The organism is Frankia sp. QA3 (genome assembly GCF_000262465.1).
Classification (GTDB): Bacteria; Actinomycetota; Actinomycetes; order Frankiales; family Frankiaceae; genus Frankia.
In genome coordinates this window covers 551199-567269 of record NZ_CM001489.1, presented here as the reverse complement: position 1 = coordinate 567269, position 16071 = coordinate 551199, and the positions used below count along the sequence as shown (strand labels likewise).

Here is a 16071-nt window from a genome sequence, read left to right as displayed (position 1 = left end):
TGCTTGGCCTTGAACAGCAGGACCAGTTCGGGCGCCAGGTACGGGATGCCGTCCGGGTTGCGCTGGATGATCTCGCTGTAGGCAAAACGGATGGTCTGGTCGTGCCGACAGATAGGGCGGCCGGGCCCGCCGGTTCAGACAGCCATCAGCGGAGACTCGAGGCGCAAGGGTCACACTGATCACGGAACGCGTCCACCAACTGGGGGACCAAAGACAGACGAGAGCGTATCGAGCCCAGCCTCGCCATGCACTCTTGCTAAGCTCCCCTCCGTGGAACGGAGGCTATCGTGAGCCGGTATTCTGTGGATCTTAAAAAGGGCACCTTGCTTATCTCATGGCCGACCGGTTTCGGTGAAACGACAAGAACCATTGCCTCTGCGCCAGGCGGCGCTCAGGGACGAGACCTTCTTCACCTCGCGGAGACCTTGACTTTCCTCTCCGCGACACTCTGGCGAAGATACACACAGCCCACAGAAGAAGATGTGGACTCTCGCTCCGGCGCTGAAGGCCGGCGCGACGAAGACGAGACAGCCACAATCGTCCTGGGAGCGATGGAGAGACCTAATCTTCCATCCGGTGGCATGATTGTTCAATCCTACGTTTTCCTCGAGGAGGCAGCGCATCGAGTAGGAAGAGCTTTGTACAAGATAGGGAGTGCGAAGTTCACGCAGTACATTGTCGCGGATGTACGTGCAGAGTTCGAATCAATTACCCAGGCAGAGCACGGTGACCTCAGCGGACGAGCAAAGCAGGCTGTCGCTCTGACCAGATCACATGCGTCGCCAGAGCAGATTGCGGCGGCCGAGGCAATACTTCGCGATAATCCATACGGCGACGACAGACTGTTCACTGAGGTAGATCCTACTGCCGCTGCCGTGGCCGCGGCGCGGTGGCTCCACGCAGCAGCCACCGTCACTGCCAAGGTCTGGGGTGGCGAACCCTACCTGGTCGTCATGGAGGCCGACAACATTGAGGCTATCGCCGACGTGACGCCAACGCTCGTCCTGAGGAGGATTGCACACGGAGAGAAACCAGAGGAAGTTGTCCTCGACTTGATCGCCGGCGCTCTCGAGCTTGCCAGCGGCATCGTTCCGGACCCGACGACGATTGCGAACGCAGCTCAGGACCATGCCAATGATTTCGCCCGTCTCTACGGTTTTGAACCCACTGAGAACGGTTCGAATGAGGACCATGGACCTGTCACTCGATACTTGACCCCGCTCGATCCAAAGCGTCCGGCCCTCGACCTTCTCGAAGACCTCATCTCCGGTATCTACGGATGTTGGTTGCTTTTTCGCGAGTATACTATTGATTACGACTCCATCCCCGAAGACGAACCAACCGAGGAATGGAACGAGGCGACAGACAAAGCGCTGCGGAAGAAGTTTATTCAACGGGTTCGCCGCTCGGCAGCTAAAGACCCCGTGGAGTCGCTGAGCGCGACCGAGCTTGGCCAGAAACTGGCCGGGCGAGACGACTTTAGCGCGGTAATGTCCGGAATATCTTCGACCCCGGCAGGCTTGTCTGCGGTTGAAGCGGCCGTCATCCAGAGGCGGCGCGAAATTGTTGCCAGATTACACACAATGGTCATGAGTTATAAAACCACCGAGTCGGCCCTGCAGAGAGAGATTGGGCGTCACCACTGGCTTTTCGGAGGTCAGTACATTGGTATTGCCGAGCTACGCAGTATGGTACCTCTCGATCAGTACGACATTCCACTTATCTGCGCGGACGGCAGTCTTCACATAGTCGAACTTAAACAACCTAGCGCGAAAATCATTAAAAAGTATCGCAATCACTATATCGCCACTAGCGAAGTACACGAGGCGGTCAGCCAGTGTGAAAACTATCTGCGGTCCCTGGACGAATGGGCGACTTCACTGAGAACACACTACCGCGACGAGAAAGAGCTCGACTATGATCTCAGACGCGTACGGGCTACTGTCGTCATCGGGCATCCACGGCTCGCCAGTGAAATTGCAAAGAAGGAGAAGGTTGACCAGACTCTTCGAACATATAACTCGCACCTCAGTCGAATCCAGGTCGTCACCTATTTGGATCTCCTGGACGCTGCAGAACGAGCACTGAAATTCGAAGCAGAGACGCCCAAATAGTCAGTGGCGCTCACAGATGCCGCCTAGTACTACAGTCACAGTGATCTTTATGCGGCCGCTGCCGGCCTTGCGGTCCACTGAGCGGCCCGGATCCGGGTCTGGAAGTGGTAGAAGCGGGCGCGTGCCTGGTGGCCGCGACGCCAGTCCGACCACCAGGTGATCACGGCCGGCGGGACGGCGACCTGCCCGAACAGGGTAATGACGTGACAGATCTCGTTGAGGGTGAGCGGGGCCATCATGGTTCTGCCCATTTCGGCCTGCTCGGCGATCGGGAGGCCGCCAGGAAAGCGCTGGTATCCCACCGCGGTCATCGTCGGTGGGACGGCAGGCGGGTTTTCCTCGCGGTTTCTCCGCGCAGTGACGGCCAGCCAGGCGTGGGCGAGCATCGCCAACGTGATATGCCGGTACCAGGCGTGGTAGAGCCGAACCTGATAGTGGTCGAGGCCGACCTCGTTCTTCCCTGCCTGGAAACATGCCTCGATTCCCCAGCGGCGTCCTGCGACGGTGACGAGAGTGACGAGCGGGACCGGCCGCGGGCTATGGGTGATGAAGAACGCGAGTTCTCTTTTACCGCTGTGTGCGCGCCGGATCAGGACCTGCTGGGGACGGTTGTCCGGCCCGGCGAGGTCGATCGTGTCCACCAGCGCCCAGTCATACAGCCGTGGTCCTTTCGAACCATCGGCGCAGGAATATGTCTCCCAGGCCCGGGCGGGAACCTTCGCGGCGAGGACGTCGACGCTGCAACGGCCGACGGCCGTGGACACAGGGGTGTCCTTCTTGACGGCCAGAACATAGCCGATCCGGTGTTCTTCCAGCCAGTCACGGAGCTCGGGGTCCACGCCTTACGCCTCGTCGCCGGCGACCCGGCCGAGCTCCCGGTGCGTCACCCAGAACCGGCGGATCATGTCCAGGGCCAGCAGCGGCTTGGTCGCGAACCCGACCCTGGCCGGCACGCCCGCTGCCGCGCACCGCGCCCGGTCCTCGGTCCAGCTCGCGGGAAGATACAGTTCCCGGTCGACGAACGCCCGTCCTTTCCCGGAGACGTAGGCGGCGAACACTCCGAGCTGACGGTTCTCGACACGGCCCGCGGTGCCGCTGTACTGCCGCTGCACCCCGGCCGACGAGGTTCCCTTCTTGACGAAGCCGGTCGCGTCCACCACGAGGACCCCGTCCGCCTCGGCCAGGTTCTCCACCACCTACCGGGCAACGACGTCACGCACCGCGTCGGCGTTCCAGGCGTACTCGTTCAACAAACGCTGCATCTTCTGCGGCCCGGACTCGCGGGTGAACTCCGCCAGTGTCCACCCGTTCTTCCGTTCCGTCCGAGACAACAACCCGGCCACCTAGGCCCGCACCTGCGCCCGCGGCTGCTCAGACCGGAAACAGCCCGCCACCCGGCCGAACAGCTCCTCCAAACCCGCCTCCCACACCGACACGTCCACCCCGGATATGCTGCGAGCCGCGGCCACCGCGGCATCTTCGTCTGTTCTCACAAACTACGCGGCATCTTCGTCTTTTCTCACAAACTACGTAGAAACCCACGGTGGCCGCCCCACACCTCACACCACGCCGCATCCGGGATAAGAGACCACACGGCGATCACTGGGGCTGTAGTACTAGATCACGCGGGCATCAGGCTGGCCGCGACCGCTGCCCCGAGCTCCCAGCAGGCCTCGCGCGCAGCAACGTCCACCTCGCCGACGATCGACAGCGGGTCGCGCAGGCGCTTCCACTTCAGCCCGGTGGCGATGGTCTCGACGCCGCGGATCGCGCCGGTCGTGTCGCTGTTGCCATGGACGTACAGCGCATACGGCCGGCCGACGGTCGCCTCAAGCACGGGATAGTAGATCTGGTCGAAGAAGTGTTTCAAAGCCCCTGACATGTAGCCGATGTTGGCGGGCGTCCCCAGCAGGTAGCCGTCGGCGGCGAGTACATCGACCGGCGTTGCGGCCAGCGCCGGCCGCACCCGAACATCCACTCCCTCGATCATCTCGTCCCTGGCGCCGGCCAGCACTGACTCCAGCATCGCTTGCAGGGAAGGCGAGGGCGTGTGGTGGACGATCAAGAGGGTCGGCATCGCGGCCATGCTACGACCCCTCGGCGGCGACCAGGCTCTGACGGACCGCCGCCACCACCGAATTCCCAACTTTTCGTCTAGACAAAGTCGACATGACGGGCTACGTTCGTCCAGGTCAGCCGGCTGACCGAAGATCACAACTGTCACGAGTGCCAACGTCCAGCCCCGGCTTGTTGGCCGGCAACCCTCCACCGCGAAGGGGTGCCCCGGGTGAGGACACGGCCGCATCCAGCGGATGCGGCAACGCGCGGGCCCGGACTCCTGGGCCTCGGCCGAGGGAGCAACGACATGCTGGGAGCGACTCGCCACGCAGGTGGCCGCTCCGCGACCGCGGGTCCTGGCCCGGGCACGACCACCGTGCCCGCGCCGCCGGCCCACCGGTCACCACAGGTACGGCTTACCCGCCGCCTGTCGATCGACCTGCGTCGTTCATCCAGCTGTCTCTGTTCGCCGGCCTGACACCACTGCCGGTCGACCCCCGGCGGTCGCGCTGCCCCACCCACCCGAGTTGACCCGACTGTCGCCGTCCGTCGGCTGAGTGCCCGGACGAGGCTGCCCGGGTTCGGGCGTGCGGCGGCTTCGCTCAGGTCCTGCCCGGACCGGCCGCTCCGGCCGCGTGCGGCGGGTCCGCCGCACGCGGCCGGTTGGCTCATCCGGCGGGCCGGCCGCAATCCCGATTCCGATCGCGGCAGCAAAGCGCCGTCGGGCCGTCGGGCCGGTTCCGATCGCGTCGACCACGCGGCTCCGTCCCCCCAACGCGGCTCCGTCCACCCAACGCGGCTCCGTCCACCCAACGCGGCTCCGTCCACCTCACGCGGCTGCGTCCACCCAACGCGGCTCCGTCCTGCGACGCGCCGCCACGACCAACCCCAACCCCGTCGACCACTCGATCAGGAGAACGGAAACCCGATGTCCAGCAACGTCTTCGGCGTCAGCAAGCGAGTCTCGCTGACGCTCGCCGCCGCGTCCGCAGCGCTCGCGCTCGCGGCCTGCGGCTCCAGTGGCGGCTCCACGGGCAGCTCTGCCGGCGCGGCCGGCACCCCGGTTCGTGGCGGGACGTTGACGTTCGCGATCAACTCCGACGGCACCTGCCTCGACCCGCACCAGAGCCCGGCCGACGTCGACGGGTTCTTCGCCCGGTCGATCGTCGACTCGCTCGTGGCCCTGAGCGACGACGGCACGATCTCCCCCTGGCTCGCCACGAGCTGGACCGTCTCGCCGGACCAGAAGACGTACTCGTTCGTCCTGCGCGACGACGTCACCTTCAGCAACGGCGAGAAGTTCGACGGCGCGGCCGTCAAGGCCAACCTCGACCACATCGTCGCCCCGGCGACCAAGTCGCAGCTGGCGGCCGGCACCATCGCGACCTACACCGGCACCACGGTGAAGGACCCGACCCACGTCGAGGTTCACTTCAGCGCGCCGAACTCGGCGTTCCTGCCCTCGCTGGCCACGGCGTACCTGGGCATCGAGGCGCCGAGCACGTTGACCAAGCCGCCGTCCGAACTCTGCTCCAAGATCGTCGGCAGCGGTCCCTTCATCAGCTCGGGCGGCTACGTCAAGGGCAAGGGCATCGACTACGTCCGGAACGCGAAGTACAACTGGGCGCCGAAGAACGCCAAGCACACCGGCCCGGCCTACCTCGACACGTTGTCGATCCGCAGCCTCCCCGAGGACTCCTCCCGGTACGGCGCGCTGACCAGCGGGCAGATCGACGCGATCGCGAGCGTCCCGCCGGTGAACGTGGCGCAGCTCAAGTCGACGCCGGGATTCCGGATCCAGACCGCGGCCGCGCCGGGCGGCAACTACAACTACTACCCGAACACCGCCAAGGGGCCCTTCGCGGACGTCAAGGTCCGGGAGGCGTTCCGGGCGGGCATCGACTGGGCGACGATCGTCGACAAGCTGTACTTCGGCGTCTTCCCGCCCGGCAAGGGCCCGCTGTCCCCGGCGACGGTCGGCTACGACACGTCGATCGAATCCGCCTACCGCTACGACGCCGCCAAGGCGAACCAGCTGCTCGACCAGGCCGGCTGGACGGGTCGGGACGCGCAGGGCTACCGCACCAAGGACGGCAAGCGGCTCACCGTCGTCCATCCCTTCCTCAAGCAGTTCGCCCGGGAACAGCGCGACGTCGTCGCCGACCAGGTCCAGGCCGCGGCGAAGCAGATCGGCATCGAGGTCAAGACCACGAACCCCGAGTACACCTCGTACATCAAGGACGTCGCGGCCGGTAACTACGACCTCATCGACTTCAGCTGGCAGCGTGCCTCGCCCGACGCGCTGCGCACCCTGTTCGGCAGCGCGAACATCCCGAAGGACGGCTTCGGCACCAACGGCTCGCGGCTGTCCGACCCGGCTCTCGACAAGGACTTCACCGACGCGCTGGGCACCACCGACCTGACGAAGCAGGCCGCGCTCTACGGCGACGCACAGCAGCGGATCACCTCGGCCGCCGCGGTGTTCCCGATCTACGTGTTCAACTACGTCCTCGGGTCGAGCACGAAGGTGCAGGGGCTGCGGTTCGAGCCGCAGGCGTTCCCGCTGTTCTACGACGCCTGGACGAGCAAGTGACCATCGCCCTCGCGGCGGACGAGCGGCGCGGAGGGGGCCGTGCGGCCTCCTCCGCCCGCTCGATCGGGCTCGCCGTCCTGCGGCGGGTCGGGTACGCGGTGGGTGTGCTCTGGGGTGCGGTCACCGTCACCTTCGCGGCCCTGCACCTGAAGTCCGGCGGCATCATCGACGCGATCATCGGGCAGGCGGCCGTCTCCCCCGAGATCAGGGCGCAGATCATCTCCGACTACGCCCTGGACAAGCCCTGGCTGGTCCAGTACTTCGACTACCTCGGGCACCTGCTGCGCGGCGATCTCGGCCATTCCTACAACCAGGGGATGGACGTCACGACCGCCATCGGCGACCAGCTTGCGCCGTCGTTCGAGCTGATGGCCGCCGGCGTCGTGCTCGCGCTGGTCGGGGCGATCGTGGTGGCGCTGCTGACCGCCAACCGGCCCCGCTGGATCCGCGGCCCGTTCGCCTTCCTGGAGATCGTCGGCGTCTCCGTGCCGGCGTTCTGGTTCGCCATCCTGCTGCTCACCGTCTTCTCCTTCCAGCTCCACTGGTTCCCGGCCATCGGCTCGAACAGCTTGCGGGGACTGGTGCTACCGGCGATCGCCCTGGCCGTGGCCCCGGGCGGGACCCTCGCTCAGGTGCTGCGAGACGGTCTGGAGCGCGCGCTCGACGAGCCGTTCGTGACGACCGCCCGCAGCCGCGGCATCCGGGAGACAGCCGTGCTGGTCCGCCACGCCCTGCGACACGCCCTGATGCCGGCCATCACCATCGCCGGGTGGCTCGCGGGCGCGTTCCTGGGCGGCGCGATCGTGATCGAGAACGTGTTCTCCCGGCAGGGGCTCGGGACGCTGACGGTCGGCGGACTCGGCCGCCGGGACTTTCCGCTCGTCTCCGGGGTCGCGCTCATCGCGGCGGCGTTCTACGTCGTCATCAACCTGATCATCGACGCCGTCTACCCGCTGCTGGACCCCCGGCTGCGTCCCGCCGCCCCGACCACCTCCGGGCCGGCGAACGCGGCCGCCGCCAGCATCACCTCGACAACGAGCCCGTCCGTCTCCGCGACCGGGGCTGACCAGAAGGGCGACCGATGACCGTCACGCCGGTCGATCCGACCGGGCTCCCGCCCGGCGGCGCATCACCGGGGCCGCCGGCCGGGTCCCCGGCCCCGGCCCCGACCCCGGCCCCGGCCCCGACCCGTGGACGCTGGTCCGGGCTGCGCGTGTCGCGGCCGGGGGTGGTCCTGAGCTTCGCCTTCCTCCTGGTGTTGCTCCTGGCCTCGTTCTGGCCGCAGCTGTTCACCGGCACCGATCCGAACGCCGCCGACATCTCGCAGACGTTGCGGGGCCCGGGCTCCGGTCACCTGCTGGGCACGGATCAGAACGGCCGGGACATCTTCGCCCGGATCGTCCACGGCACCCGGCTGTCCCTCTGGATCGGGCTGAGCGCATCGGCGCTCGCGCTCGTGGTGGGAGCGGCGGTCGGTGTCACAGCGGCGCAGGGCGGCCGCGTGCTCGGCGCGGTGACGGACTGGCTGCTGAGCGTGTTCCTGAGCATACCGGGGTTGCTGCTCGCGCTCCTGGTCATCGCCATGCTCGGCCCCGGCACCCGCAACTCGATCATCGGTCTGAGCCTCATCTTCACCCCGGGCTTCGCCCGGGTGGTCCGCGGCGAGGTGATGCGCATCCGCGCCTCGGTCTATCTGGAGGCGGCGCGGGCGCTCGGCTGGCCGAAGCGGCAGGTGATCATCCGACACCTGGTCCCGAACGCGTTGGGTCCGGTCCTGATCCTGGCCACGATCAACGTGGGCGGGGCGATCAGCCTCGGCTCCACCCTGAGCTTCCTCGGACTCGGCCCGCAGCCGCCCACCGCCGAGTGGGGCGCGATGCTGTCCAGCAGCCGCACCTACTTCTCGGTCGCCTGGTGGCCCGCGATCTTCCCCGGGATCGCGATCACGCTCGCCGTCCTGGCCATCACGGTCGCCGGACAGTTCCTGCAGGCACGACTCGAAGGCCGGAACACGCGATGACGTCCGACAGCGGCACGACGACCGACAGCCGCGCGACGACCGACAGCGGCACGGCGACCGACAGCGGCACGGCGACCGACAGCGGCACGGCGTCGCTGGACCCGGCGGTTCGGCCCGGCGAGCCCCGAACCCTCGTCGACGTGGCGAACCTGCACGTGCGGTTTCGGCTGGGCCGGCGCGCGGTGGACGCCGTGCGCGGCGTGTCGTTGCGGATCGACACCGGACAGAGCATCGCCGTCGTCGGGGAGTCGGGCTCGGGGAAGAGCGTCACCGCCCGCAGCCTCGTCGGACTGGCGGGACGCGGAGCCGAGGTGCGGGCCGACCGTCTGGTCATCGACGGCACGGACGCCCGGGCGCTGCCCGAACGCCGGTGGCGTTCCCTGCGCGGCCGGCGCATCGGCTTCGTCCTGCAGGACGCGCTCGTCTCACTCGACCCGGCCCGCCGGGTCGGCGCCGAGATCGCCGAGACGCTGCGGGCCCATCGGGTGGTCCCTCGTGCCGAGGTCGACGCGCGGGTGGTCGAGCTGTTGCGGGAGGTCGGCGTGCCGGAGCCGGAGGCCCGCGCGGGCCAGTACCCGCATCAGCTCTCGGGCGGGCTGCGGCAGCGGGCCCTGATCGCCTCGGCGATCGCGGCCGACCCGGCGCTGCTCATCGCCGACGAGCCGACGACCGCGCTGGACGTCACGGTGCAGGCCCAGATCCTCGAGATGCTCGCCGCGCGCCGGCGGGCCGGGACGGCGCTGCTGCTCATCAGCCACGACCTGGCCGTGGTGTCCCAGGTCGCCGACCACGTCTTCGTCATGAAGGACGGAGTCTTCGTCGAGCACGGCCCGACCCGGCAGGTGCTCGACGACCCGCAGCACCCCTACACCCGCCAGCTCCTCGCCGCCGTGCCGGTCGCGCACGCCCGCGGCACCCGACTGTCGCCGCAGCCCGGTGGCCCGGTCGCGCAGCCCCGGGCGGTGGTCGGCGACGAGGTCGTGCTGGCGGCGCGCAACCTGGTCAAGACGTTCGCCCTGGACGGGCGCCGCACCCTGACCGCCGTGGACGACGTGTCGTTGGAGCTGCGGGCCGGGGAGACGCTCGGCATCGTCGGCGAGTCCGGTTCCGGCAAGAGCACGACCGCCCGGCTGCTGCTGGACCTGGAACGGGCGGACTCCGGCTCGGTCGAGGTCGACGGCACCGCCTGGGGTGAGATCGATGCGCGGACCGGTGCGCGGCTGCGCCAGCACATCCAGGTGATCTACCAGGATCCGCTCAGCTCGTTCGATCCGCGCTACCCGGTCCGGAAGATCATCGCTGAGCCGCTGGCCGTGGCCCGGGTCTCCCGCGCCGAGCGTCGCAGCCGGGTGCTGGAGCTGCTCGACCAGGTCGGGCTGGGGCGCGACGTGCTGGACCGGCGACCGCGCCAGCTCTCCGGCGGGCAGCGCCAGCGGGTGGCGATCGCCCGGGCACTGGCCCCCCGGCCTCGCGTCATCGTCTGCGACGAGCCGGTCTCGGCCCTCGACGTCTCCATCCAGGCCCAGATCCTCGACCTGCTCGCCGATCTCCAGGCCCGGCTCGGCATCGCCTACGTGTTCATCTCCCACCACCTCGGCGTGATCTACCACGTCAGCGACCGGGTGCTGGTCATGAAGGACGGCCGGATCGTCGAGGCCGGCGACGTCGAGCGGATCTTCTCCGAACCGCGGCACGACTACACCCGCGGCCTGCTCGCCGCGGTGCCGACCCTGGACGGCGCCGCGCTGCGCCCCCGCGTCGAGCCACGGCCGGCAACAGTGACAGAAAGTGAAGGAGCGGTGGCATGACCGCCCTCAAGGTCGACGTCGTCGTGCTCGGCGGCGGGGCGATGGGGTCGGCGGCGGCCTGGCAGCTGGCCCGCCGCGGCGTCGACGTCGTGCTGCTGGAACGGTTCGCGGCCGGGCACGTCCGGGGGGCCTCCCACGGCGCTTCCCGGATCTTCCGGCTCGCCTACCCGGACCTCGGCTACATCCGCCTCGCCCAGCAGGCCAGGGTGCTGTGGCGGGAGCTGGAGGATCTCACCGGCACCGAGCTGCTCACCGTCACCGGCGGGGTGGAGCACGGCGGCGACCCCGCGTTGGACCTGGTGGCCGATGCCACCGCCGCGGCCGGCGTGGCGTCGCAGTGGTTGACGCCGCGCCAGGCCGCGCGGCGCTGGCCCGGCCTGCGCTTCGACACCCGGGTGCTGGTCCACCCGGACTCCGGGCGGCTGCACGCCGACAACGCCGTCACCGCGTTGCAGGACAGCGCCGTCAAGCACGGCGCCGTGGTCCGGCACGAGGTGCCGGTGCGATCGCTTGCGGTGCGGGGGGACGACGCCGTCGAGGTCCACACCGACGACGACCGCTACCTCGCCCGCCGCGTCGTGGTCGCCGCGGGGGCCTGGACGGAGAAGCTGCTCGGCGGCCTCGTGCCGCTGCCGGCCCTGCGGGTCACCCAGGAGCAGCCGGCGCACTTCGCCCCGGTCGTCCTGCCCACGGCGGCCGATCAGGACCGCTGGCCCAGCTTCGGGCACCTGCTGACGGCCGGGACCGAGGAGGCCATCGCCTTCCACGGCGGTGTCTACGGGCTGGAGACCCCCGGCGAGGGCGTCAAGGTCGGCTTCCACGGGGTCGGGCCGGTGGTCGACCCGGACCGGCGGGACTTCGCGGCGGTGCCGGCCCAGCTCGCGGCGCTGCGGGAGTACGTACGGCGCTGGATCCCCGGTGTGGACCCGGACCACTTCGCCCCGATCAGCTGCACCTACACGACAACCCCGGACTCACACTTCGTCCTGGACCGACACGGCCCGGTGGTCGTGGCGGCGGGATTCTCCGGCCACGGTTTCAAGTTCGTGCCCGCCATCGGCCGCATCCTCGCGGACCTGGCCGTCGCCGGCACCCGTCCCGATCCCCGCTTCGCCTCCACCCGCTGACCCGCCAGAAAGCGAGATCATCATGCCCGAGCCCGATCCGCTGCATCTCGCCGTCGCCCTGGACGGTGCGGGGTGGCATCCGGCGGCCTGGCGGGAGCCATCCGCTCGGCCGCGCGAGCTGTTCTCCCCGGGCTACTGGGTGGATCTGGTCACCGAGGCCGAACGCGGACTGCTCGACTTCGTGACCTTCGAGGACTCCCTGGCGTTGCAGTCCTCCCTGCTGGGGGGCCCGGACGGCCGCACCGACCAGGTACGGGGCCGGCTGGACGCGGTGCTGGTCGCCGCCCGGGTCGCCCCACTGACCTCGCGCATCGGCCTGGTGCCGGCCACCTCGGTCCTCCACACCGAGCCGTTCCACCTCTCCAAGGCCATCGCGACCCTGGACTACACCAGCGGCGGCCGGGCCGGCTGGCGGGTCCAGGCCGGCCGGCCCGCCGAGAGCCCGCACTTCGGCCGGCGCGACTCCCCCGAGATCACCTTCGACAACCTCGACACACCCGAGATCCAGGCTTTCGTCGCCGCATCGTTCGACGAGGCCGCCGACCACGTCGAGGTCGTCCGCCGGCTGTGGGACAGCTGGGAGGACGACGCCGAGATCCGCGACGCCGCCACCGGCCGTTTCGTCGACCGCGACAAGCTGCACTACATCGACTTCGAGGGCCGCTGGTTCAGCGTCCGCGGACCCTCCATCACCCCTCGCCCCCCGCAGGGCCAGCCGCCGGTCACCGCGCTGGCGCACGCCACCATCCCGTACCGGCTCGCGGCCCGCGCCGCCGACGTCGTCTACGTCACCCCCCACGACCTCGACCAGGTGCGCGCCATCGTCGCCGAGGTCCGCGACGAGCAGGACCGCGCGGGGCGCGCCGGCGAGACCCTGCACGTCTTCGCCGACCTGGTGGTCGTCCTCGACGACACCGCCGAGGCGGCCGCGGACCGGCTCGGTCGCCTCGACGGGCATCTCGACGCGCCGGCCGGCTCCGACGCGAAGACCTTCGCCGGCACCCCCGCCGGTCTCGCCGACCTTCTCCTCGACTGGCAGGCCGCGGGTCTCACCGGCTACCGGCTGCGGCCCGCCGTCCTGCCCGACGACCTGACCGCCATCACCCGCCGGCTCGCCCCCGAACTGGCCCGCCGCGGTCGGTTCCGCACCGAATACCGGACCACCACCCTGCGCGGACACCTCGGCCTGCCGCGACCGGCCAGCCGTTACGCCGCCGCCGCCGAGCAGCGAATCGAGGTCGCCTCCTCATGAGCAGCCCACGCAAGCAGATCATCCTGGGTCACTACCTCGGTGGGGTCAATCACCACACGGTGTGGTCGGACCCGGCCGCCGGCAGCCAGATCGCGTTCTCGTCGTTCCGGCACGCGGCCCAGGCGGCGGAGCGCGGGAAGTTCGACTTCTTCTTCCTCGCCGAGGGGCTGATCCTGCGCGAGCGGCTCGGGCAGATCTTCGACCAGGACATCGTCGGGCGCCCGGACACCCTGCCGGTGCTCGCCTCGCTGGCCGCCGTCACCGAGCATCTCGGGCTCGTCGGCACCCTCAACGCCACCTTCAACGAGCCGTACGAGCTGGCCCGCCAGCTCGCCTCGCTGGACCATCTCTCCGGCGGCCGGGCCGGCTGGAACGTGGTGACCTCGTTCGACGCCTTCACCGGGCAGAACTTCCGCCGGGGCGGTTTCCTGCACCGTGACGACCGGTACGTGCGGGCCGAGGAGTTCGTCGCCCTCGCCCGCCAGCTGTGGGACTCCTGGGCCGCCGACGCGATCGTCGCCGACGCCGAGAACGGCCGGTTCCTGCGCGACGCGGCGGCCGGGACGTTCCGCCACTCCGGTCGCCAGTTCGACGTGGCCGGCCAGTTCAACGTGCCGCGCAGCCCGCAGGGACGGCCGGTGGTCCTGCAGGCCGGGGTCTCCCCGCAGGGCCGCGACTTCGCCGCCGCCACCGCCGACGCGATCTTCTCGCCCTACCACGAGCTCGGGCCGGCCCAGGAGTACTACCGCGACATCCAGGCCCGCCTCGTGCGGGCGGGCCGGCCACCGGGCTCGGTGAAGCTGCTGCCCGGCGGGACGTTCATCCTCGGCGACACCGAGGCCGACGCCGTCGAGCGGCAGCGGGAGGTCGCCCGCGCCCAGGTCAGCGGGCGGACCGCGCAGATCCTGCTGGAGACCGTCTGGAACCGGGACCTGTCCGGCTACGATCCGGACGGCCCGCTGCCCGACATCGACCCGGACCCGACCGGCCCGCCGGTGATCCAGGGCCGCGCCCGGCTCGCCGAGGACCCGTTCGAGACCGTGCGGACGTGGCGGGCGCTGGCCGAGGCCAACCGGTACTCGCTGCGCGACCTCGCCATCCGCGTGTTCAGCCACACCGAGTTCGTGGGCACGCCGACCCAGATCGCCGACCGGCTCGACCACTTCGTCCAGAACGACGGCTCGGACGGCTTCATCCTGGGCTCGCACGTGACCCCCGGGGGGATCGACGAGTTCGTCGACAAGGTCGTCCCACTGCTGCAGGAGCGCGGCTCGCTGCGCGCCGAGTACAGCGGGACGACGCTGCGGGACAACCTCGGCCTCCCGCCGGTTCCGGTCGCCGCGGACCGCACACCCCAGGGCACCCCGGCGTGACCGAGCGCCATCCGCTGGACAACCCGGCGCTCGCCTCGCTGCTGGGACCGCACGCGCACCTCGCCGTGCGGCAGGGAAGCGTGCTGCGCTATCCCGAGGACGTCGCGCCGTTCATCGCCCTGCCGGACGATCCCGGTGCCGACACCTGGCGGGACGCCGCGGCGCTGCTCGGCCCCGGGGCGGTCCTGCCGCTCGCCGGCTTCGACGGCGTGCTGCCGGCCGGCTGGGAGGTGGTCGGACACGGTGCCGGCGTGCAGCTCGTGGACGAGGGCGTCGCCGCGGCCCCCGATGACGAGGCCGTCCGGCTCGGGCCGGACGACGTCGGGGACATCCTCGCGCTGATCGACCGCACCCGGCCCGGGCCGTTCCGGTCCCGGACCATCGAGCTCGGCACCTACCTCGGCATCCGGCGCGGCGGCGTGCTCGTCGCGATGGCCGGGGAGCGGCTGCACCCGCCGGGCTGGACGGAGATCAGCGCGGTGTGCACCGACGTGGCCCACCGCGGGCAGGGACTGGCCACCCGGCTCGTGCACGCCGTCGCCGCGATCATCCGGGCCCGGGGGGAGACACCGTTCCTGCACGCCTCGGCGGACAACACCGGCGCGATCAGACTCTACGAGCAGCTCGGTTTTCGCCTTCGCCGACGGGTGGAGTTCTCCGCCGTACGGGTGCCGGGCGAGCCGGCGGACGGCGTGCCGGGCCAGAACCCGTTCGCCGCCGTGCGCGACGCGGGCGTCCCGAACACCGGCGTCCCAGACACCAGCGTCGCAACCAGCCCCGAAGGGCTAACGTCCAGGCCATGACGACAGATCACATCGCGGGGCATCTGCGGCCCGGCGGCCACCCGCCCGGCGGCGTGCGCGACAGCGCCGACGTGAAGGTGGAGCAGCACCGCCTGCCGCAGACGTACGCCGCGTTCGCCGCGCTGCGTGACGCGACCGGCGAGCAGACCGCGGCGGTGGTGCAGGTTCTCGCGCTCTACGGCCATGCGGTCGACAACGGTGACACGGAGCTGCTGGCGCAGGTGTTCGTCGACCCGCCGGCCCCCGACGGTGCGACGTCGCCCTCGCACCACACCGTCAACACGGAGGTGAAGCAGGTCCCCGGCGGCCTGGCCGCGTGGAGCCGGCTGGTGACGATCGCCGGCGACGGCAGCGTCGCGAGCGCCGACGCCGTCGACGTGCTCACCGAGACGCCCGCCGGCTGGCGGGTGACCAGCCGGACCGTCCACCCGCGCCACGGCGGCCCGGCCGTCGTCGCCGACGGGCAGGCACCGTGGGCGTGAGGATCGTGCCGGTCGACGCGGCCACCTACGCCGACGTGTGCAGCCTGCTCGCCAGGCATCCGCACCTGTTCGACAACATCGCGCTGGGCGCCGCGCCGGCGGCGTACACCGACGACGCGGTGATGGGCGGGGTGCCGCTGGCCCAGGCCGTGAGCGGCCTGCCGTACGGGCGGGTGATGTTCCCGCACCACACCACCGACGTCGCCGTCCACCGCGTCGACGACGACACCCTGCGGGTCTGGGCGAAGTACTTCGTCATCCGCGGCGACGGCACCGCCGGATCCGGCGACTACCAGGACACCGTGGTCCGCACGCCGCAGGGCTGGCGGATCGCCGAACGGTCGGTCACCCGCGGCAACCGGCCCGACGACGACCCCGACGGCCCCTCGACCCGGACCCTCACCGCCACCACCTGGCTGCCGCCAGCGCCCGCGTCCTGAC

12 protein-coding genes, 1 pseudogene and 1 riboswitch are annotated in these 16071 nt (G+C 70.0%); of the genes and pseudogenes, 11 read left to right on the top strand and 2 right to left on the bottom strand.

Annotated elements, in window-relative coordinates; all coding sequences use genetic code 11:
• Positions 1-287: 287 nt before the first annotated feature.
• Positions 288-2114 (top strand): Shedu anti-phage system protein SduA domain-containing protein, encoded by a 1827-nt coding sequence (locus FRAQA3DRAFT_RS32295; protein ID WP_009737455.1) that lies wholly within the window; start codon positions 288-290, stop codon positions 2112-2114.
• Positions 2115-2161: 47 nt separating this feature from the next.
• Here the strand turns inward: FRAQA3DRAFT_RS32295 and FRAQA3DRAFT_RS32005 are convergent.
• Together FRAQA3DRAFT_RS32005 and FRAQA3DRAFT_RS02320 are read right to left on the bottom strand one after the other, a co-directional pair.
• A pseudogene (locus tag FRAQA3DRAFT_RS32005) lies at positions 2162-3550 on the bottom strand (IS701 family transposase).
• Positions 3551-3735: 185 nt separating this feature from the next.
• Positions 3736-4200, bottom strand: coding sequence for a flavodoxin family protein (locus FRAQA3DRAFT_RS02320; RefSeq protein ID WP_009737454.1), 465 nt, complete (start codon positions 4198-4200; stop codon positions 3736-3738).
• A 132-nt stretch (positions 4201-4332) separates the two neighbouring features.
• Positions 4333-4445, top strand: a riboswitch (SAM riboswitch).
• A gap of 655 nt (positions 4446-5100) precedes the next feature.
• Between FRAQA3DRAFT_RS02320 and FRAQA3DRAFT_RS02315 the strand changes: the two genes are divergently transcribed.
• The 10 genes from FRAQA3DRAFT_RS02315 to FRAQA3DRAFT_RS02270 are packed head-to-tail and all read left to right on the top strand — an operon-like array spanning position 5101 to position 16070.
• Positions 5101-6765, top strand: coding sequence for an ABC transporter substrate-binding protein (locus FRAQA3DRAFT_RS02315; protein WP_009737453.1), 1665 nt, complete (start codon positions 5101-5103; stop codon positions 6763-6765).
• Positions 6762-7850: an ABC transporter permease gene (locus FRAQA3DRAFT_RS02310; protein WP_009737452.1), complete on the top strand. Its 1089-nt coding sequence runs from the start codon at positions 6762-6764 to the stop codon at positions 7848-7850. The genes FRAQA3DRAFT_RS02315 and FRAQA3DRAFT_RS02310 overlap by 4 nt, the downstream gene beginning before the upstream one ends.
• The gene (locus FRAQA3DRAFT_RS02305) at positions 7847-8785 is read left to right on the top strand and encodes an ABC transporter permease (RefSeq protein WP_009737451.1); all 939 of its coding nucleotides are present in this window, start codon (positions 7847-7849) and stop codon (positions 8783-8785) included. Before FRAQA3DRAFT_RS02310 ends, FRAQA3DRAFT_RS02305 begins: the two co-directional genes overlap by 4 nt.
• Positions 8782-10593 carry an ABC transporter ATP-binding protein gene (locus FRAQA3DRAFT_RS02300; RefSeq protein ID WP_009737450.1) on the top strand — a complete coding sequence of 604 codons (1812 nt, stop codon included), beginning with the start codon at positions 8782-8784 and terminating at the stop codon, positions 10591-10593. The genes FRAQA3DRAFT_RS02305 and FRAQA3DRAFT_RS02300 overlap by 4 nt, the downstream gene beginning before the upstream one ends.
• Positions 10590-11720: an N-methyl-L-tryptophan oxidase gene (gene solA, locus FRAQA3DRAFT_RS02295; RefSeq protein WP_009737449.1), complete on the top strand. Its 1131-nt coding sequence runs from the start codon at positions 10590-10592 to the stop codon at positions 11718-11720. The genes FRAQA3DRAFT_RS02300 and solA overlap by 4 nt, the downstream gene beginning before the upstream one ends.
• Positions 11721-11742: 22 nt before the next feature.
• Entirely contained in the window at positions 11743-12972 is a 1230-nt protein-coding gene (locus FRAQA3DRAFT_RS02290; RefSeq protein WP_009737448.1) for an LLM class flavin-dependent oxidoreductase, read from the top strand.
• Positions 12969-14345: an NtaA/DmoA family FMN-dependent monooxygenase gene (locus FRAQA3DRAFT_RS02285; protein WP_009737447.1), complete on the top strand. Its 1377-nt coding sequence runs from the start codon at positions 12969-12971 to the stop codon at positions 14343-14345. The genes FRAQA3DRAFT_RS02290 and FRAQA3DRAFT_RS02285 overlap by 4 nt, the downstream gene beginning before the upstream one ends.
• On the top strand, positions 14342-15148 hold the full coding sequence (locus FRAQA3DRAFT_RS02280) for a GNAT family N-acetyltransferase (RefSeq protein ID WP_009737446.1): 807 nt from the start codon (positions 14342-14344) through the stop codon (positions 15146-15148). The genes FRAQA3DRAFT_RS02285 and FRAQA3DRAFT_RS02280 overlap by 4 nt, the downstream gene beginning before the upstream one ends.
• Positions 15145-15630, top strand: coding sequence for a hypothetical protein (locus tag FRAQA3DRAFT_RS02275; RefSeq protein WP_009737445.1), 486 nt, complete (start codon positions 15145-15147; stop codon positions 15628-15630). Before FRAQA3DRAFT_RS02280 ends, FRAQA3DRAFT_RS02275 begins: the two co-directional genes overlap by 4 nt.
• Positions 15627-16070 (top strand): nuclear transport factor 2 family protein, encoded by a 444-nt coding sequence (locus tag FRAQA3DRAFT_RS02270; protein ID WP_009737444.1) that lies wholly within the window; start codon positions 15627-15629, stop codon positions 16068-16070. Before FRAQA3DRAFT_RS02275 ends, FRAQA3DRAFT_RS02270 begins: the two co-directional genes overlap by 4 nt.
• Position 16071: the final 1 nt, after the last annotated feature.